The following is an 18794-nucleotide window of genomic DNA, read 5'->3' on the forward strand; positions in this document are numbered from 1 at the left end:
AGATAACCGGTCTTGGCATGCGCGCCCGGCCTGCGCGCTTTTCGAGGTTCCTTCAGGTTCCGCTATCGTGAGAGTCTTCCGCGGTCTTCCCAACGCCGAAAGCCGGGCGCCCTGCGCGCTCACCATCGGCAATTTCGACGGTGTCCACCGCGGGCATCAGGCGTTGCTCGCGCGCGTGCGCGAAGCGGCGAACGCGCGCGGCCTGCCCGTCTGCGTGATGACCTTCGAGCCCCATCCGCGCGAGTTCTTCAACCCGGCCGGCGCTCCGCCGCGCATCGCCATGCTGCGCGACAAGCTCGAAGCGCTGCGCGAGAACGGCGTGGACCGCGTGGTGGTCGAGCACTTCAACCATACGTTCGCGAGCCAGTCGCCCGAGGCGTTCGTCGAGCACATCATCGTGGACGGCCTGCACGCGCGCTGGATGATGATCGGCGACGACTTCCGCTATGGCGCGAAGCGCGCGGGCGACTTCACCTCGTTGCAGGCGGCGGGCAAGCAGTACGGCTTCGAAGTCGAGCAGATGGCGACCGTGGCCGACCCGTCGGGCGTGCGCATCTCCAGCTCCGCCGTGCGCGCGCAACTGCACGCGGGCGACCTCGACGCCGCGCGCGCCTCGCTTGGCCGCGGCTACCAGATCAGCGCGCACGTCACGCACGGCCTGAAACTCGGCCGCGACCTGGGCTTCCCCACGATGAACCTGCTGATCGGCCACAAGCGGCCGGCGCTCAAGGGCATCTTCGTCGTGATGGTGCACGGCATTGCCGACCACCCGCTGCCGGGTGTGGCGAGCCTCGGCCTGCGCCCGACCGTGGACGACTCGGGCCGCGTGCTGCTCGAAGTGCATCTGCTCGACTGGCACGGCGACGCCTATGGCAAGCTCGTGCGCGTCGAATTCCTCAAGAAGCTGCGTGACGAGGAGAAGTTTCCCGACCTCGAAACGCTTACCGCCGCGATCGCTCGCGATGTGGCGAACACCCGCGCGTGGTTCGCCGCCGCGGGCGCCGACGTGGCCGGCGGCGCATCGACCGGCTTCGCCACCTCGGCCACCGACCGAATTAGGTGACCTGCGGCCCGCCTGTGCGGGCTGCCCGCCCCCAGGCGCCACGCGCGGCACATGCCGCGCCAGGGCGCCCGAGGCGACGGTTGCGCGGCATCGGCCGCAACGCTGACGCCATGCATCCCCCGAATTCCACGTGATCTCACCATGAGCGACAAGAAAGCATCCTCCGGCAAGCCGCAGAAGTCCGAATCGAAGTACCCCGTCAACCTGCTCGACACCCCGTTCCCGATGCGCGGTGACCTGCCCAAGCGCGAGCCGCAATGGGTCAAGGAGTGGGAAGAGAACCAGGTCTACGAGAAGATCCGTGCGGCCTCGAAGGGCCGCAAGAAGTTCATCCTGCACGACGGCCCCCCGTATGCGAACGGTGATATCCACCTCGGCCACGCGGTGAACAAGATCCTGAAGGACATGATCGTCAAAGCGCGCAATCTGGCGGGCTTCGACGCGGTCTACGTGCCGGGCTGGGACTGCCACGGCATGCCGATCGAGATCCAGATCGAAAAGCAGTTCGGCAAGTCGCTGCCCGCCCAGGAAGTGATGCAGAAGGCGCGCGAGTACGCCGCCGGCCAGATCGAAACGCAGAAGAAGGGTTTCAAGCGCCTGGGCGTGCTCGGCGACTGGAACAACCCGTACAAGACGATGAACTTCGCGAACGAGGCGGGCGAGATCCGCGCACTCGCGAAGATCATCGAGAAGGGTTACGTGTTCCGGGGCCTGAAGCCCGTGAACTGGTGTTTCGACTGCGGCTCGGCGCTCGCTGAAGCCGAAGTCGAGTACAAGGACAAGACCGACCCGACCATCGACGTGCTGTTCACGTTCGCGCAGCCCGCCGAAACCGCGGCCGCGTTCGGCCTGCCCGCGCTGCCGCGCGAGGAAGGCGGCATCGTGATCTGGACCACCACGCCCTGGACGATCCCGTCGAACCAGGCGCTGAACGTGCACCCGGAGATCGACTACGCGCTCGTGGACACGCAACGCGGCCTGCTGATCCTCGCCGTCGAGCGCGTGGAAGCCTGCATGAAGGACTTCGGCCTCGAAGGCCAGATCGTCGCGACCACGAAGGGCGAAAAGCTCTCGCTGCTGCGCTTCAATCACCCGCTCGCCTCGGCGCACCCGGGCTACAAGCGCACCTCGCCCATCTATCTGGGCGACTACGTGACGACCGACACCGGCACGGGCATCGTCCACTCGGCGCCCGCCTACGGCGTGGAAGACTTCGTGTCGTGCAAGGCGCACAACATGGCCGACTCGGACATCATCAGCCCGGTGATGGGCGATGGCCGCTACATCGAATCGCTGCCGCTCTTCGGCGGCCTCTCGATCTGGGCCGCGAACCCGAGGATCGTCGACGCGCTCGACGCCGCCGGCACGCTCCTGCGCAGCGAAAAGTACCTGCACAGCTACATGCACTGCTGGCGCCACAAGACGCCGATCATCTACCGCGCCACGTCGCAGTGGTTCGCGGGCATGGACGTGACGCCGAAAGACGGCGGCAAGACGCTGCGCGAAACGGCGCTCGAAGGCATCGAAGCCACGGCGTTCTACCCGTCGTGGGGCAAGCAACGCCTCTACTCGATGATCGCCAATCGCCCGGACTGGACGCTCTCGCGCCAGCGCCAATGGGGCGTGCCGATGGCGTTCTTCGTGCACAAGGAAACCGGCGAGTTGCACCCGCGCACGCTGGAGCTGCTCGAAGAAGTCGCGAAGCGCGTGGAAAAGCAAGGCATCGAAGCCTGGCAGACGCTCGACGCCCGCGAACTGATCGGCGACGACGCGAATATGTACGAGAAGAACCGCGACACGCTCGACGTGTGGTTCGACTCGGGCACGACGCACTGGCACGTGCTGCGCGGCTCGCACAAGGATGCGCTCCAGTTCCCGGCCGACCTGTATCTGGAAGGCTCGGACCAGCATCGCGGCTGGTTCCACTCGTCGCTGCTCACGGCTTCGATGCTCGACGGCCGCCCGCCCTACAACGCCCTGCTCACGCACGGCTTCACCGTGGACGGCGAAGGCCGCAAGATGTCGAAGTCGCTCGGCAACGGCGTCGATCCGCACGAAGTGGCGAACCGCCTGGGCGCGGAAATCATCCGTCTGTGGATCGCCTCGACCGACTACTCGGGCGAACTCGCGATCTCCGAGGAAATCCTGAAGCGCGTGACGGAAGGCTATCGCCGTATCCGCAACACGCTGCGCTTCCTGCTCTCGAACCTCTCGGACTTCGACTTCGACAAGCACGCGCTGCCTGCAAGCGAGTGGCTCGAAATCGACCGCTACGCCGTGGCGCTCACGCACACGCTGCAAAACGACGTGCTGTCGCACTACGACCGCTACGAATTCCACCCGGTCGTGGCGAAGCTGCAAACGTTCTGCTCGGAAGACCTGGGCGGCTTCTATCTCGACGTGCTGAAGGACCGCCTCTACACGAGCGCGGCGGACTCGAAGGCCCGCCGCGGCGCGCAAACGGCGCTGCACCACATCACGCACAGCCTGCTGCGCATCCTGGCGCCGTTCCTCTCGTTCACGGCCGAAGAAGCGTGGAAGGTGTTCCAGCCGCAAAGCGAAACCATCTTCACCGAAACGTTCCACGCGTTCCCGGACGTCGCCGGCGCCGAAGATCTGATCGTCAAATGGACGCTGCTGCGCGAAGTGCGCGGCAACGTGACGAAGGCGCTCGAAGAAGCGCGCGTGGCGAACCAGATCGGCTCGTCGTTGCAGGCCGAAGTGCGCATTCTCGCGAGCGGCGCGCGTTACGACGCGCTCGCCTCGCTCGGCGACGACCTCAAGTTCGTGCTCATCACCTCGGCGGCGGAAGTCGTGAAGGTGGAAAGCGAAGCGGACGAAGGCGTGGAAGTGGTCACCTCGAAGTACCTCAAGTGCGAGCGCTGCTGGCACTACCGCGAGGACGTGGGCGCGAACGCCGAGCATCCGGGCCTGTGCGGCCGCTGCGTCGTGAATCTGTTCGGTGACGGTGAAAAACGGAGCGCGGCATAATGGCGAAAACCATGCCGAAGCAGACTCGTTCGAACGGCGCCGGCGGCACGCTCGTGCCGTGGCTGGGGGTCGCGGTGATCGTGATCCTCGCCGACCAGCTCACGAAAATCGCCGTCAACAAGGTGTTCAGCTACGGCGAAGGGCGCGTGATCACGCCGTTCTTCAACCTCGTGCTCGTCTACAACAAGGGCGCGGCGTTCAGCTTCCTGTCGGCGGCGGGCGGCTGGCAGCGCTGGGCGTTCACCGCGCTCGGCGTGGTGGCGGCGCTCGTCATCTGCTATCTGCTCAAGCGCCACGCCGCGCAGAAGCTTTTCTGCACGGCGCTCTCGCTCATCATGGGCGGCGCGCTCGGCAACGTGATCGACCGTGTGATGTACGGCCACGTGATCGACTTTCTCGACTTCCACGTGGGCGGCTGGCACTGGCCGGCGTTCAACCTCGCCGACAGCGCGATCTGCGTCGGCGCGGCGCTGCTGGTGTTCGACGAATTGCGGCGCGTGCGCGGCGCGCGCTGAAAACCCAGGCACCGCCTGGGAGGAGCCTTGACTTGAACACCTCCGCAGCCAATCCGGGCGAGCTGGCCGGCCGCCATCTCGTGCTCGGCATGACGGGTGGCATCGCCTGCTACAAGATCGCCGAACTCACGCGCCTGTTGACCAAGGCAGGCGCGACCGTGCAGATCGTGATGACCGAGGCCGCCACGCAGTTCATCACGCCGGTCACGATGCAGGCGCTCTCGGGCCGCCCCGTCTACACGAGCCAGTGGGACGCCCGCGTGCCCAACAACATGGCGCACATCGACCTGTCGCGCGAAGCGGACGCCATCGTCATCGCGCCCGCCTCCACCGACTTCCTCGCGAAGCTCGCCCACGGTTTCGCCGACGACCTGCTCTCCACGCTGTGCGTGGCGCGCGACTGCCCGCTGCTAGTCGTGCCCGCCATGAACCGGCAGATGTGGCAAAACCCGGCTACGCAGCGCAATGTCGCGCAACTGCGCGCCGACGGCGTGGAAACGCTCGGCCCCGATTCCGGCCCGCAGGCGTGCGGCGAGATCGGCGACGGGCGCATGCTCGAACCCGAGGCCGTGTACGAAGCGATCGTCTCGTTCTTCGCGCCGAAAGTGCTCGCGGGCCGCAAGCTCCTGATCACCGCCGGCCCGACCTTCGAGCCGCTCGACCCCGTGCGCGGCATCACCAACCGTTCCAGCGGCAAGATGGGCTTCGCGCTCGCGCGCGCCGCGCAGCAGGCCGGCGCCGAGGTGCATCTGGTGGCGGGCCCGGTCGCGCTGGCAACGCCCTGGGGCGTGTACCGCGAGGACGTGCAAACCGCGCAGCAGATGTACGACGCCGTGATGCGCGCGGCGCCCGACGCCGACGTGTTCATCGGCGTGGCGGCGGTGGCCGACTGGCGCGTCGATCATGTCGCCGAGCACAAGATCAAGAAGACGGCCGAGCACCGCATGCCCACGTTCACGTTCGTCGAGAACCCGGACATCCTGGCCTCGGTCGCGGCCATGCCGAATCCGCCGTACTGCGTGGGCTTTGCGGCCGAAAGCGGTGACCTCGACGTGCACGGCGAGGAAAAGCGCGCGCGCAAGAAGGTGCCGCTGTTGATCGGCAATCTCGGCCCGCTCACATTCGGCCAGGACGACAATGAAGTCGTGCTGTTCGAGGCAAGCGGCCGCAAGCCGCTGCCGCGCGCGGCCAAGCAGGCCCTCGCGCAGACGCTCGTCGCCGAGATCGCGCGACGTCTGCCGGACCCGAGCATCATTTCGTGACGCGCGAGCCGGCGCACCCGTGCGCCGGCTCGCGACACGAGAAACGTAGTCAAGGAGCAGTACTGACATGACGCTGCTTTCCGTACTGGATCAGTCGCCCGTCATCGCCGGGCACAGCGCGGCGGACGCCATCGCCGCCACCATCGAGCTCGCCCAGCTCGCCGACGACCTCGGCTACACGCGCTACTGGTGCGCCGAGCATCACGGCCTGCTGGGCGTGTGCAACCCCTGCCCCGAAGTCATGCTCGCGCGCCTGGGCAGTGTGACGAAGCGTATTCGCATCGGCTCGGGCGGCATCATGCTGCCCTACTACAGCCCGTTCAAGATCGCCGAGCAGTTCATGATGCTCGAGGCGCTGTTTCCGGGGCGCGTGGACCTTGGCGTCGGGCGCGCGCCGGGTGGCGACATGCGCACCGCGCAGGCCGTGGCCGCCGGTGCATACAATCGCGGCGACCAGTTCGCGCAGCAGGTGCAGGACCTCGTCGGCCTGATGGACGGCACGCTGCCGGCGAGCCATCTCGCGCATGGCGTGGTGCTGCAACCGCAGATCGAAACGCGCCCGCAACTCTGGGTGCTCGGCTCCAGCGACTTCGGCGGCCTGCTCGCCGCGCAGCTCGGGCTGCGCTTCTCGTTCGCACACTTCATCAACGCGCATTTCGGCCATCTCGTGGCCGAGGCGTACCGCGACCGCTTCACGGCTGGCCACGAGGCGAAGCCGTATCTCGCGTGCGCCGTGTTCGCGATCTGCGCCGACACCGAAGCCGAAGCCGCCGACCTCGAAAAGGCCGTCGACCTGCGCCGTGTGCAGATGGCCTACGGCCTGAACGCGCCGATTCCGAGCCTCGAACAAGGCCGCGCGCAAGAGTATGGCGAGCGCGAGCAGATCGTGATCGACCGCGAAAAGCCGCGCAGCGTCATCGGCACGCCCGAGAGCGTCGCGGAGCGCCTCCTCGCGATCAAGGACCAATTTCGCGCGGACGAACTCATCGTGCTGACCGTCGCGGGCAGCTACAAGGCTCGCCTGCGCTCCTATGAACTGCTCGCCGAGGCCTTCCAGCTGCCTCGCGCCTGAGTCATCCCCTTCGCCCCAATCACCCTGACTTCATGAAAATCGACATCAAGATCCTGAACGAGCGCATGCGCGACCAGCTGCCCCAGTACGCCACGCCGGGCAGCGCCGGCCTCGACCTGCGCGCGTGCCTCGACGCGCCGATCACGCTCGAACCGGGCGAAACGAAGCTCGTGCCGACGGGCCTCGCGATCCACGTAGCCGATCCGGGCTACGCGGCGCTGATCCTGCCGCGCTCGGGCCTGGGCCACAAGCACGGCATCGTGCTCGGCAACCTGGTTGGCCTGATCGACTCCGACTACCAGGGCGAGCTGATGATCTCCACCTGGAACCGTGGCCACACCACGTTCACGCTCAATCCGCTGGAGCGCCTCGCGCAACTCGTGATCGTGCCGGTCGTGCAGGCGCAGTTCAACATCGTCGACGACTTCGAGGCGAGCGAGCGCGGCGAAGGCGGCTTCGGCAGCACGGGCAAGCACTGAGCCCGACGGTTGCGCCAGCAACAAAAAAGCACGCCTCGGCGTGCTTTTTTCTTTTAGAAGGATGCTTCGGTTTGTTGCGCGGCGCCGGGGCGCCGGCGATACCACAACGCATAGACCACCACCAGCACCGCGAGAAACGCGAGGCCGTAGGCCAGCGTCATGCGGAATTCGCGGGTGAACGCCGTGCCGACCAGAATGCCCAGCATCAGGAGCGCGCCCAGCACGCTCGTGAACGGGAAGCCCCACATGCGGAAGCGCAGCGGCGCGCCGCCCTCGCGCGTCTGGCGCACGCGGAAAAAGATCTGCGTGACGAAGATCATGAGCCACGTGAACATCGCGCCGAACATCGCGATCGACATCATCAGCGTGAACGCCGCCTGCGGCCAGAGCGCGTTGAGCACTGCCGCCACCGCGATGCCGATGGTCGAGAGCGAGAGCGCGGCCGTGGGCACGCCGTGGCGCGTGAGACGCCCGAACGCCGCCGGTGCGTAGCCCGCGCGAGAGAGGCTGAACATCATGCGGGTGGTGATGTAGAGCTGGCTGTTCATGGCCGAGAGCGCCGCCACGAGCACGATGAAGTTGATCGCACCGGCCGCATACGGCACGCCAGTCTCAGCCATGACCCGCACGAACGGGCTCTCGTTGCCGCCCGCCTCAGTCCACGGCACGATGGCGAGCATGAGCGCGAGGGTGAGGATGTAGAACAGCACGAGGCGCAGCACGGTCGCGCGGAACGCCCGCGTGACGGCGCGCTGCGGGTCCTGCGCCTCGGCGGCCGCCACGGCGATGGTTTCCACGCCGAGATAGCTAAAAAGCGAAACGATCGTCCCGACCCACACGCCCCACCAGCCCTTGGGCAGCAGGCCGCCGTGCGACGTGTAGTTCGCGAGTCCCACGCCCGATTCGGCCGGTGCGCGCCAGACGAACCACGAGCCGAGCAGGATGAACGCGACAATGGCCGCGATCTTGAGGCTCGAAAAGAGATATTCGATCGCGCCGTAGGCGCGCACGCTCATGGCGTTCACGACGATGAGCGCAGCGGAAAAACCGACGATCCAGTAGAGCCCCGGCACATGGGGAAACCAGAACTTCATGTAGACGGCGATGGCCGCGACCTCGGTGCCGACCGCCAGCACATACGCCGACCAGTACGCGTAGCGCACGACGAACCCGGCGAGCGGCCCGATGTAGTGCTCGGCGTACGCGCCGAACGAGCCCGACACCGGGTGGGCGACAGTCATTTCGGCGAGCGCGCCCATCAACAACAATGCGATCAGCGCGCCGATCGCATAGGAAATGAGCACGCCGGGCCCGGCGAAGGAGATCGCGAAGCCGCTGCCGAGAAAGAGCCCGGTGCCCACCGCGCCGCCGATGGCGATCATCGTCATCTGCCCGGCGGACAAGCCCTGGCGCAGCCCCTGTTCGCGTTTGACGATGGCTTCGAACGCGCCCGATTTACGTGGTACCACGGTTACACCCCTGCTTCGCGCAGCCGCCATCCGGCGCTGCGCATCATGAAAACGTCTACGGCGAGACAAACGCTTATTTTACTTTGAGGCGCCCCGTCACCCTGCCGGGCCGGACCGCCAAAGAAAAACGGCGCAGTCCTTTCGGACTGCGCCGTCTTGCCTTCATGCCACGTACGGTGTCGCTTACTCCACTTCCACCGCTTCCGGATTGCGCGGGGCCGGCTGCTCGTCGAACGTGAGCTGGACCTTGTCGTCCGCATCCACGTCCACGGTCACGCGGCCGCCGCTCATAAGCTTGCCGAACAGCAGTTCGTCGGCGAGTGCACGGCGGATCGTGTCCTGGATCAGGCGCTGCATCGGCCGCGCGCCCATGAGCGGGTCGAAACCGTGCTTGGCCAGATGCTTGCGCAGCGCGTCGGTGAAGACCGCATCGACCTTCTTCTCGTGCAGCTGGTCTTCCAGTTGCATGAGGAACTTGTCGACCACGCGCATGATGATTTCCTCATCGAGCGCACGGAAGCTGATCGTCGCATCGAGCCGGTTGCGGAACTCCGGCGTGAACAGGCGCTTGATGTCGGCCAGTTCGTCGCCCTGCTCGCGCCGGGTCGTGAAGCCGATCGTCGACTTGTTCATGGTGTCGGCCCCCGCGTTCGTCGTCATGATGATGATGACGTTGCGGAAATCCGCCTTGCGGCCGTTGTTGTCGGTCAGCGTGCCGTGGTCCATCACCTGCAAGAGCACGTTGAAGATGTCCGGGTGCGCCTTCTCGATTTCGTCAAGCAGCAGCACGCAGTGCGGCTTCTTCGTGACGGCTTCGGTCAGCAGACCGCCCTGGTCGAACCCGACGTATCCCGGCGGCGCGCCGATCAGACGGCTCACCGCATGGCGCTCCATGTACTCCGACATGTCGAAGCGGATCAGCTCGATGCCGAGCGTGAACGCGAGCTGGCGCGCCACTTCGGTCTTGCCGACGCCGGTCGGGCCGGAGAACAGGAACGAGCCGATCGGCTTGTCCGTCTTGCCCAGACCCGCGCGCGCCATCTTGATCGAGGCCGACAGCGCGTCGATGGCCGGATCCTGGCCGAACACCACGGCCTTGAGATCGCGGTCGAGCGTTTGCAGCTTGCTGCGATCGTCCTGCGAGACGCTTTGCGCCGGCACGCGCGCGATCTTCGAGATGATCTCTTCGATCTCGCTCTTGCCGATGGTCTTCTTCTGCTTCGACTTCGGCAGGATGCGTTGCGCCGCGCCCGCTTCGTCGATCACGTCGATGGCCTTGTCGGGCAAGTGACGGTCGGTGATGAAGCGAGCCGACAGCTCAGCGGCCGCGTTCAGCGCGCCCGACGAATACTTCACGCCGTGGTGCTCCTCGAAGCGCGACTTGAGACCGCGCAGGATCGCCACGGTTTGCTCGACGGTCGGCTCGACCACATCGACCTTCTGGAAGCGCCGCGACAGCGCCGCGTCCTTCTCGAAGATGCCACGGTATTCCGTGAACGTCGTCGCACCGATGCACTTGAGCGTGCCCGACGAGAGCGCCGGCTTGAGCAGGTTCGACGCGTCGAGCGTGCCGCCCGATGCGGCGCCCGCGCCGATCAGCGTGTGAATCTCGTCGATGAACAGAATGGCGTGCGGACGCTCTTTGAGTTCCTTGAGCACCGTTTTGAGGCGTTGCTCGAAGTCGCCGCGATATTTCGTGCCCGCCAGCAGCGCGCCCATGTCGAGCGAGTAGACCTGTGCATCGGCAAGAATGTCCGGCACTTCGCCGCGCGTGATGCGCCAGGCGAGGCCTTCCGCGATCGCGGTCTTGCCGACACCGGCCTCACCGACGAGCAGCGGATTGTTCTTGCGGCGGCGGCACAGCACCTGCACCACGCGCTCCACTTCCAGTTCGCGACCGATGAGCGGATCGATACGGCCATCCTTCGCCATCTGGTTCAGGTTCTGCGTGAACTGGGCGAGCGGAGTTTCCTTCTGGCCGGCGGCGTCTTCGGCTTCGGCATTCGCGTCGCTGGCCTTGGCGGCTTCGCCACTGCCCGTCTTCGCAATACCGTGCGAAATGAAATTCACGACATCCAGACGCGTCACACCCTGCTGTTGCAGGTAGTACACCGCGTGCGAGTCCTTCTCGCCGAAGATGGCGACCAGCACGTTCGCGCCCGTCACTTCCTTCTTGCCGTTGGAAGTGGACTGAACGTGCATGATCGCGCGCTGGATCACGCGCTGGAACCCGAGCGTCGGCTGCGTGTCGACGTCATCCGTACCGGGAACCGTAGGGGTATTGTCGTGAATGAAGTTGCGCAGGTTCTGTCGCAGGTCTTCGATATTGGCGGCACACGCGCGCAGCACTTCCGCCGCTGTTGGGTTGTCCAACAGCGCCAGCAGCAGATGCTCGACCGTTATGAACTCGTGCCGCGCCTGACGTGCTTCCATGAACGCCATGTGCAGGCTGACTTCCAGTTCCTGGGCAATCATGCTTCCTCCATCACACACTGCAGCGGATGCCCGGCCTGCCGTGCGTGGGTAACGACTTGCTCAACCTTGGTCGACGCGATGTCTCGCGTATAGACCCCACAAACACCCCTGCCCTCGCGATGCACCTTCAACATGATCTGCGTTGCGGTCTCGCGGTCCTTATTGAAATATTCCTGCACGACCATCACGACGAATTCCATCGGCGTGTAGTCGTCATTCATTAGCACGACCTTGTACATGGAGGGCGGTTTGACCTTTTGCTCCTGCCGCTCCAGTACGGTTGAATCCTGCTTGTCCGGGATAATCGCCATACACCCATTCTAAACAACTCGGACAGGCCCGCAATCCTGCCGTAACCTGACCGGCCGGCCGGTGAACCCGGCGCTCCCGACCTGCGACCCGCTGCAAGCAATTCATGCGCCCTGGCCCGGCCCCGATCCCTTGGACCGGCTGCGGGGCCGGTACACAATCCTGCTCTCAGCAGCTTTCACGCCACCGTTGAATCGAGTATCGCACAACCTTGGCGTTGTCGTGGAAAGCGACTGTAGGCGTCCGCACGCTCGGCATCGGAATTCGTGCTGCGGTGCATCCCATGTGCGTCGATTATGCGTTTTTTCAAGACGCCCCATGTAGTCGCTTCATGCACCTGTGCGCAGCGTCGGCGAAAAGCAGGAAAAACCCTGGAAATGCGGTCTTTACAACGCGTCAAGGAGCGTCTCAAAATATTCTTGACAGCAGAATAAAGACCCTCAACAATCAAGCTGGCACTTTTTTCAACCGCCTTAAATTCGAAAAAATGCCGTTGGTGAGCTTGTGAGGAGGGGGCGATCGCACCGCGATCGTTTAGCTTTTCGAACTGCTCGTGGTAGTGACATGAGTTACAGGGGAAGTTGGTATGGCAACCGGTACGGTCAAGTGGTTCAACGACGCGAAGGGTTTCGGGTTCATCACGCCGGATGAAGGCGGCGAGGACCTGTTCGCTCACTTTTCGGCTATTCAAATGAATGGCTTCAAGACCCTCAAAGAAGGGCAAAAGGTGAGCTTCGAGGTCGTGCAAGGCCCGAAGGGTAAACAGGCATCGAACATTCAGTCAGCAGCCTGATCTGTTCGATATCTGTACCTTGGAAACCCGGCTTCGGCCGGGTTTCTTTTTTGGTTTCACGGTTTCTTAACGAACGCGTGCTAGCTCACGCGCAACGTGCCCATCATGCCGAGATCCTCGTGCTCGAGGATGTGGCAATGAAACATGCGATCGCCCGCCTCGTGCTGCACGGTCGCAATGTGCACCGTCTCCCCTCTCCGCACGTTCACCGTGTCGCGCCACGCGAGCCAATCCTCGTTCTTGCGCACGCCGCCTTGCTCGCGCGCCAGCACCTGAAACTGCGTGCCGTGCAAATGAAACGGATGATCCATGTCCGTACCGTTCGCTATCGCCCAGTGCTCGACTTCGCCGCGCCGGCTCGTGAGCGTCACGCGCGCCGGATCGAATACCGCGCCATTCACCATGAACTGCATGCCGCTCGGCATTCGGTGCGTGGCCGCACCTGGCTGGTGCATCGCGTGCATGTCCATTGCTTCGCTGAACAGAACGGTTTTTTTCGCAGGCGGCTTCGAGCCTGATGCGTCGAGCGGCGCGATGTCACGCAGGCGAGCCGGCAACGCGGGCTGCGTTGTCTCCCCCGGTGCAAAGCGGATGTTTGCCAATATCTGGGACGGACCCGCAGGCAAACTGCCATGCGACATCGCCATCTTGTGCCGGTCGTATTGCGCCGCGATGAGCGACGCGCGCGACGCGCCCTGCCCCGCGCGCACGATCAGCTCCGCCCGCTCGCCCGGCGCGAGCAACAGCTCGGTGACACCCTCGCGCGCCGTGCCCAGCAGGCCGCCGTCGGTGCCGACTTGCGCGAAGGCGCGGCCATCGTCGAAAGCGAGCCGCAGATAGCGCGCATTGCAGCCGTTCCACACGCGCCAGCGCTCGTCGCGCACGACCTCGATCTGCGGTTCACGCGCGCCGTTCACCAGCACGAACTGACCTTCGCGGCCGTTCATCCAGTCCATCATGCTGTTCGGGGCAATCGTGCCGTCGGCGGCAAGCTTCAGATCCGAGACGAACAGATGGCGCTCGGGCCACGCAGCGAGCGGATCGGCGGCGGCGCGCACGACGATCGGCCCCGCCAGCCCGCGAAACACCTGCTCCGACGTCAGCATGTGCGGATGCGGGTGATACCAGTACGTGCCCGCACTGCCCGGCGGCAACGTGAAGCGGTAGACATGCTGCTCGCCCGGCGCGACGGGGCTCGACGGATTGCCGTCCTGATCGGGCGGCACGGGCAGACCGTGCCAGTGGATCGTCGAAGGCTGGGGCAGCCGGTTCACGAACGTGATCTCGACCGTGTCGCCTTCGCGCACGTCGATCAACGGGCCGATGACCGGGCCGTCGTTTCCGGTCGTGCCGCCTGCGTCGTATTGCCAGAAGACCGTTTGCGGCTGACCTTGCAGTAACGGGCGCTGCGCGCGGCGGGCGATAAGCGTCGCGCGGAACTGGCCCGGCTCGCGGCTCTCGTTGGCGAGCGTGCGCAGCACGGCGAGCGGCGCGCCGGCGGGTAACGCGTCGGCGGCGGCAAGCGGCGCCTGGGCCGCCGTCATGCCGCCGGACATCGCGGGCATGTCCGACATGCCCGGCATGGCGTGCATCGGGTGCATCGCCTCGCCCGCGCCTTGCGCGTAGGCATGGCGCGCGAACAGGGATGCCGTGGCGGCGCTCAATGCGCCAGACAAAAATGCTCTTCGTTTCATCGATGAATTCCTCTTACCTCATCCGTACCTGAGCACGCGGCGCGCAGCGACTGGCGAGCCGCGCGTGCAACCGTACGCTTCGCCTGCGCTGCCCGCGCGCGAAGCACCTCGGAAAACCAACGGGCCGCGCCCGACGACGCGTGAGCGGCCGTGTTCAGGCGATGGGAGGAGGCAAGGGAGGCGCGTGCGTAATCCCGGCACGCAGGGTCACGGGCGGGACGGCGGGCATGGAACCGGCACGCATCCCGACGCCGAACGAAGTCGCAACGGGCGGCGCGCCGCAGTGCGCACCGCAGCCGGCGACGCAACAACTCGCGCCGCAGTGACCATGCGAACCATGGCGCCCGGCTTCCGCCATGCCGCCGTGATTCGTCGTGCCGCAATGGTCGCCGACCGCAACAACGGCGTGCGCCACCGGCGCAACGTGCTGCGTGCGTTGCGTGTGCTCGCATGCCGACGCGCCGCGCACGGCGAAGAACGCGAACAGACAGGCAAGAAGGAGACGGCACAGAAAAATCATGCGACCTGGGGAAACGAACTGACTGAGTTGATGCGCATCATCATATCGCACGGCAGACGCCACGACGCGCGCGCGGCCATGAACAACCTGTACCCCATCATGGCGCATGCGAAAGCCCTGGCCGCGAATTCATACGGCATCCTTATGTTATCAGGCATTGTGAAGGTGGACTTCCTCGCTGGCGGCAAGGTGCTCGGCTACTACAACGCCCGTGCGCTCTCGTACGGCTTGCAGGCGGGGGCGAAGCAATACCTCGACGAAAGCAGCGGCTGGTCGATCGGTTCGGGCACGAGCGTCGTGATCGTGGGAGTCAGTGATCTTTGGCCGTACTACGCCAATGACAATGAAAACGCCGGCTAACCATCGTTCAGCCGGCGTTTTGCATTGGGGCGTGCGGCCCCTTATCGTAGGCGCGACACGCTTACATATTCTCGATCATCACCTGCCCGAACCCCGAGCACGACACCTGCGTCGCTCCTTCCATCAAACGCGCGAAGTCATACGTGACGCGCTTTTGCAGAATCGACTTCTCCATCGACGCAATGATGAGGTTTGCCGCCTCGACCCAGCCGAGGTGACGCAGCATCATCTCCGCCGAGAGAATCTCGGAGCCCGGATTCACGTAGTCCTTGCCCGCGTACTTCGGCGCCGTACCGTGCGTCGCCTCGAACATTGCCACGGAGTCCGAAAGATTCGCACCCGGTGCGATGCCGATGCCGCCCACCTGCGCCGCCAGCGCGTCGGAGATGTAGTCGCCGTTCAGGTTCAGCGTGGCGATCACGTCGTATTCGGCCGGGCGCAGCAGGATCTGCTGGAGGAACGCGTCGGCAATCACGTCCTTGATCACGATGTCGCCGCCCGTCTTCGGGTTCTTGATCTTCATCCACGGGCCGCCATCGATCAGTTCGGCCGCGAACTCCTTTTGCGCGAGCGCGTAACCGTAGTCGCGGAACGCGCCTTCGGTGAACTTCATGATGTTGCCCTTGTGCACGAGCGTGACCGAGCGGCGCTCGTTGTCGATCGCATACTGGATCGCCTTGCGCACGAGGCGCTCCGTGCCCTCGCGCGAGACCGGCTTGATGCCCAACCCCGAGCTATCGGGAAAGCGGATCTTCGAAACGCCCATCTCATCGCGCAAAAACTTGATGATCTTCTTCGCGCCTTCGGATTCCGCGGGCCACTCGATGCCCGCATAAATGTCTTCCGAGTTCTCGCGGAAGATCACCATGTTGACCTTCTCGGGCGCACGCACCGGCGAGGGCACGCCCTTGAAGTACTGGACCGGTCGCAGACACACATACAGGTCGAGTTGCTGGCGCAGCGCGACGTTGAGCGAACGGATGCCGCCGCCCACGGGCGTCGTGAGCGGGCCCTTGATCGAGACCACGTATTCCTTCACGACGTCGAGCGTCTCGTCGGGCAGCCATACGTCGGGGCCGTACACGCGCGTGGCCTTCTCGCCCGCGTAGATTTCCATCCAGTGGATCTTGCGCTTGCCGCCGTAGGCCTTTTCCACCGCCGCATCGACCACCTTGAGCATGACGGGCGTGATATCCACGCCCGTGCCGTCGCCTTCGATGTACGGGATGATCGGCTGGTCGGAAACGTTGAGCGAGAAGTCCGGATTGACGGTGATCTTTTCACCGCCGGTCGGAACCTTGATGTGCTGATACGACATGATCGACTCCAGTAAGGGCAAGGCTGTTGTAGCGGGTGTGACGCAGCGCGTGTCGAGGCGACGAAGCCATTCGTCCGGCGCAAGAGGCATCTCGCCGTTGCAGCTTCTCGACATCCGGCGCGGTCGATGTTCGCAGCAAGACTGTCCAGGGGCACGCGGCATACGGCGCACTGCACATGCAGTGCTGCGCGGGCGGCCCGTGCGCGTGAGGGTCTGGCGGTTATTCTAGCCCACGCCCCGCGCATGCGTGCCGCGCCCAACACGCGCATTCGCGCGCCCCGCACGCCGCTTGCGATGCTGCACCGCCGCATCCCGTGAAGCTGCCGGTCAACCCGCGATCCAGCCCGCTCACATCTTATGTCTTATATAAGACATAAGAAATAACGAAACCGATTATGCTTTAAGATCACGGCGCCAGCCCGCCATCGATTTGCTCTCACATTCCTGTCATGCGTTTGATCGCCCTCAATAAACCGTTCGGCACAATCTGCCAGTTCTCGCCGCATGAAACCCGTCAATCACTGGCGGACTGGGTGAAGGTGCCGGGCGTCTATCCGGCCGGGCGTCTCGACTCCGACAGTGAAGGCCTGCTGCTTCTCACCGACGATGGCACATTGCAGGCACGCATTGCTGAACCGCGACGCAAGCTCGTGAAGCGTTATTGGGCTCAAGTGGAAGGCGCGCCCGACGAGGCAGCGCTTGCCGCGCTCGAACGCGGCGTCGATCTCGGCGACTTCGTGACACAACCGTGTCGCGCGAAGCGTATCGCCGAGCCTGAAAATTTGTGGCCACGCAATCCGCCGATTCGTTATCGCGCCGCGATTCCCACCACATGGGTCGAAATTGCGATCAGTGAAGGCAAGAATCGCCAGGTGCGTCGCATGACCGCTGCCGTGGGCTATCCGACGCTGCGGCTCGTGCGCGTCGCAATCGGCGCACTCGATATTTTTTCGCTGGGCCTCGCTCCCGGCGAAAGCCTCGACGTGCCCACGAATGCGCCGTGGCAAAGCACATCTCATAAACACAAGTAACGACAAGTAACTGTTGCGCAAGCACTTTTCGCGCGTTGTTCGATTTCGTGCGAATCGCGCACCACGTCCCCCGCCTTTCATTTTTTGCCCGTTGCAAAGCAAACGAAAATTTCGCGTCAACCATCTCGCGAGACCATGCGTTATTCGACGCAGATGCCTCCCGAAGCTATCCGGCATTCAGCCTTCAGGGTCTTCGCAGCAATGCACAGTCCCGACCGCTAGCAGACGCGAAACGTCAATTCGTGCAAATTCGCGCGAATTTGTCGAAAGCGACTGTCAACCGAAAGGTGGATGGCACGTTTACCGACCTGACTCCAATAACCGGGTCACTTGGTTAATTAACTCAAGCTGAGGATTCACAACATGAACAAACTGATCGCTGCTCTGGTCGCTGGCCTCTTCGCATCGGCTGCATTCGCACAAGCTTCGGCTCCGGAAGCTGCTCCGGCTGCTGCACCGGCTGCTGCTGCACCGGCTGCTGCTGCTTCGGCACCGGCTCACAAGGCAACGCACAAGAAGTCGCACAAGAAGTCGTCGCACAAGAAGGCAGCGAAGGCTGAAGCCGCTTCGGCAGCTTCGGAGTAAGCTTGCTGTAAGACGCAAAGAGGAACGGCATACGTTGCCGCTCTTCAGCGCGACGAAAGGCAGAGCGCCGCAAGGCGTTCTGCCTTTTTGTTTGGCCGCGTGCTTTTTTCGCACGCCGCTCGCCATGCATAATCTCGTGCAGCATATTGCGTGATATGCGCCGCGCGAGTGCGTTTTGACCCGTTCTGACCTGGTCGCGTAACATGCGCGGATTAACCTCAAGCAAGGAGTCTCTCGTGCGATTTTCCCTGCGCCCGTTTTTCGTGCGCTGCGCGCTCGCCGTTGCATTGCCTCTCGCCGCTTGCGCGGCGCTCATGTTCACCACGGCGGCGACGTCGACCCTCGCACAGGCGCAGCAAATGCCGCCTGGCGCGAAGCAACCCAGTGAATTTCCGCGTGTGAAGCTCACCGCGGGCATGTTCGTGATCGACGCCGCCGTCGCTGCCAACGACGCGGATCGCGAGCAAGGCCTCATGTATCGCACGCAGCTCGGCCCGAACGAAGGCATGCTGTTCGTGTTCGGCGAGAACGCCGTGCACTGCTTCTGGATGAAGAACACGTTGATCCCGCTCTCGATTGCGTTCATTCGCGCCGACGGCACGATCACCGACATCGACGAGATGCAGGCGGAAACGACCAACAACCACTGCCCGCGCAACAACGGCACCTTCGCGCTCGAAATGCCCAAGGGCTGGTTCACGGCAAAGGGCATCAAGCCCGGCATGAAGCTTCAGGGCCTGCCGCCGCTCCAGTAACCCGACTCGCGCTGCGCGCAAGCCGGCCCCGCTCGCATGCGGCGCCGGCTTTTTTTGCGCCCGCGCGACAATCCGCCGCCGGCGTGCTTCCGGACACCGCACG

Annotated in this window: 16 protein-coding genes; 11 read left to right on the forward strand and 5 right to left on the reverse strand. The window is 64.5% G+C overall.

Annotation, left to right across the window (positions count from 1 at the left end):
- The first annotated feature begins 67 nt into the window (after positions 1-67).
- From C7402_RS27135 to dut, 6 genes are all read left to right on the forward strand, one after another.
- On the forward strand, positions 68-1063 hold the full coding sequence (locus C7402_RS27135; RefSeq protein ID WP_112173219.1) for a bifunctional riboflavin kinase/FAD synthetase: 996 nt from the start codon (positions 68-70) through the stop codon (positions 1061-1063).
- A gap of 141 nt (positions 1064-1204) precedes the next feature.
- Positions 1205-4054: an isoleucine--tRNA ligase gene (ileS, locus tag C7402_RS27140; protein ID WP_116612834.1), complete on the forward strand. Its 2850-nt coding sequence runs from the start codon at positions 1205-1207 to the stop codon at positions 4052-4054.
- The gene (gene lspA, locus C7402_RS27145) at positions 4054-4569 is read left to right on the forward strand and encodes a signal peptidase II (RefSeq protein ID WP_112173221.1); all 516 of its coding nucleotides are present in this window, start codon (positions 4054-4056) and stop codon (positions 4567-4569) included. The genes ileS and lspA overlap by 1 nt, the downstream gene beginning before the upstream one ends.
- Before the next feature lie 32 nt (positions 4570-4601).
- Positions 4602-5831 (forward strand): bifunctional phosphopantothenoylcysteine decarboxylase/phosphopantothenate--cysteine ligase CoaBC, encoded by a 1230-nt coding sequence (gene coaBC / locus C7402_RS27150; RefSeq protein ID WP_224040752.1) that lies wholly within the window; start codon positions 4602-4604, stop codon positions 5829-5831.
- A gap of 67 nt (positions 5832-5898) precedes the next feature.
- Entirely contained in the window at positions 5899-6903 is a 1005-nt protein-coding gene (locus C7402_RS27155; protein ID WP_116612835.1) for an LLM class flavin-dependent oxidoreductase, read from the forward strand.
- 32 nt (positions 6904-6935) lie between these two features.
- Positions 6936-7382 (forward strand): dUTP diphosphatase, encoded by a 447-nt coding sequence (gene dut / locus C7402_RS27160; protein WP_112173223.1) that lies wholly within the window; start codon positions 6936-6938, stop codon positions 7380-7382.
- Positions 7383-7435: 53 nt separating this feature from the next.
- Here dut and C7402_RS27165 read toward each other — a convergent pair whose 3' ends face one another.
- The 3 genes from C7402_RS27165 to clpS form a co-directional block, all read right to left on the reverse strand.
- Positions 7436-8851 carry an amino acid permease gene (locus C7402_RS27165; protein ID WP_244314950.1) on the reverse strand — a complete coding sequence of 472 codons (1416 nt, stop codon included), beginning with the start codon at positions 8849-8851 and terminating at the stop codon, positions 7436-7438.
- A 183-nt stretch (positions 8852-9034) separates the two neighbouring features.
- Positions 9035-11326, reverse strand: a complete 2292-nt coding sequence (gene clpA / locus C7402_RS27170; RefSeq protein ID WP_112173225.1) for an ATP-dependent Clp protease ATP-binding subunit ClpA — start codon at positions 11324-11326, stop codon at positions 9035-9037.
- Entirely contained in the window at positions 11323-11637 is a 315-nt protein-coding gene (gene clpS / locus C7402_RS27175) for an ATP-dependent Clp protease adapter ClpS (RefSeq protein WP_028213389.1), read from the reverse strand. Before clpS ends, clpA begins: the two co-directional genes overlap by 4 nt.
- 584 nt (positions 11638-12221) lie before the next feature.
- Here clpS and cspD point away from each other — a divergent pair.
- On the forward strand, positions 12222-12428 hold the full coding sequence (gene cspD / locus C7402_RS27180) for a cold shock domain-containing protein CspD (RefSeq protein ID WP_007586257.1): 207 nt from the start codon (positions 12222-12224) through the stop codon (positions 12426-12428).
- Between the two features lie 80 nt (positions 12429-12508).
- Here the strand turns inward: cspD and C7402_RS27185 are convergent, their stop codons facing one another.
- Entirely contained in the window at positions 12509-14122 is a 1614-nt protein-coding gene (locus C7402_RS27185) for a multicopper oxidase family protein (RefSeq protein WP_116612836.1), read from the reverse strand.
- A gap of 184 nt (positions 14123-14306) precedes the next feature.
- Between C7402_RS27185 and C7402_RS48345 the strand changes: the two genes are divergently transcribed.
- Complete coding sequence (locus C7402_RS48345) at positions 14307-15002, forward strand: lipid-binding SYLF domain-containing protein (RefSeq protein WP_133254562.1); 696 nt, start codon at positions 14307-14309, stop codon at positions 15000-15002.
- Between the two features lie 61 nt (positions 15003-15063).
- Here C7402_RS48345 and icd read toward each other — a convergent pair whose 3' ends face one another.
- Complete coding sequence (gene icd / locus C7402_RS27195) at positions 15064-16320, reverse strand: NADP-dependent isocitrate dehydrogenase (protein ID WP_112173228.1); 1257 nt, start codon at positions 16318-16320, stop codon at positions 15064-15066.
- 449 nt (positions 16321-16769) lie between these two features.
- Between icd and C7402_RS27200 the strand changes: the two genes are divergently transcribed.
- The 3 genes from C7402_RS27200 (at position 16770) to C7402_RS27210 (ending at position 18691) form a co-directional block, all read left to right on the forward strand.
- Complete coding sequence (locus C7402_RS27200) at positions 16770-17351, forward strand: pseudouridine synthase (RefSeq protein ID WP_112173229.1); 582 nt, start codon at positions 16770-16772, stop codon at positions 17349-17351.
- A 363-nt stretch (positions 17352-17714) separates the two neighbouring features.
- Positions 17715-17936: a hypothetical protein gene (locus tag C7402_RS27205; protein WP_116612838.1), complete on the forward strand. Its 222-nt coding sequence runs from the start codon at positions 17715-17717 to the stop codon at positions 17934-17936.
- A 236-nt stretch (positions 17937-18172) separates the two neighbouring features.
- Positions 18173-18691 carry a DUF192 domain-containing protein gene (locus C7402_RS27210; RefSeq protein ID WP_165842008.1) on the forward strand — a complete coding sequence of 173 codons (519 nt, stop codon included), beginning with the start codon at positions 18173-18175 and terminating at the stop codon, positions 18689-18691.
- Positions 18692-18794: the final 103 nt, after the last annotated feature.

This window comes from Paraburkholderia unamae, assembly GCF_003096875.1.
In the GTDB taxonomy this organism is placed as follows: Bacteria; Pseudomonadota; Gammaproteobacteria; order Burkholderiales; family Burkholderiaceae; genus Paraburkholderia; species Paraburkholderia unamae.

Bases quoted from the DNA above. Each gene is read 5' to 3' on its own strand.
- C7402_RS27200 (WP_112173229.1), top strand. From the start codon at position 16,770: ATGCGTTTGATCGCCCTCAATAAACCGTTCGGCACAATCTGCCAGTTC.
- C7402_RS27185 (WP_116612836.1), bottom strand. From the start codon at position 14,122: ATGAAACGAAGAGCATTTTTGTCTGGCGCATTGAGCGCCGCCACGGCA.
- dut (WP_112173223.1), top strand. From the start codon at position 6,936: ATGAAAATCGACATCAAGATCCTGAACGAGCGCATGCGCGACCAGCTG.
- C7402_RS27205 (WP_116612838.1), top strand. From the start codon at position 17,715: ATGAACAAACTGATCGCTGCTCTGGTCGCTGGCCTCTTCGCATCGGCT.
- clpS (WP_028213389.1), bottom strand. From the start codon at position 11,637: ATGGCGATTATCCCGGACAAGCAGGATTCAACCGTACTGGAGCGGCAG.
- icd (WP_112173228.1), bottom strand. From the start codon at position 16,320: ATGTCGTATCAGCACATCAAGGTTCCGACCGGCGGTGAAAAGATCACC.
- lspA (WP_112173221.1), top strand. From the start codon at position 4,054: ATGGCGAAAACCATGCCGAAGCAGACTCGTTCGAACGGCGCCGGCGGC.
- cspD (WP_007586257.1), top strand. From the start codon at position 12,222: ATGGCAACCGGTACGGTCAAGTGGTTCAACGACGCGAAGGGTTTCGGG.
- ileS (WP_116612834.1), top strand. From the start codon at position 1,205: ATGAGCGACAAGAAAGCATCCTCCGGCAAGCCGCAGAAGTCCGAATCG.
- clpA (WP_112173225.1), bottom strand. From the start codon at position 11,326: ATGATTGCCCAGGAACTGGAAGTCAGCCTGCACATGGCGTTCATGGAA.
- C7402_RS27155 (WP_116612835.1), top strand. From the start codon at position 5,899: ATGACGCTGCTTTCCGTACTGGATCAGTCGCCCGTCATCGCCGGGCAC.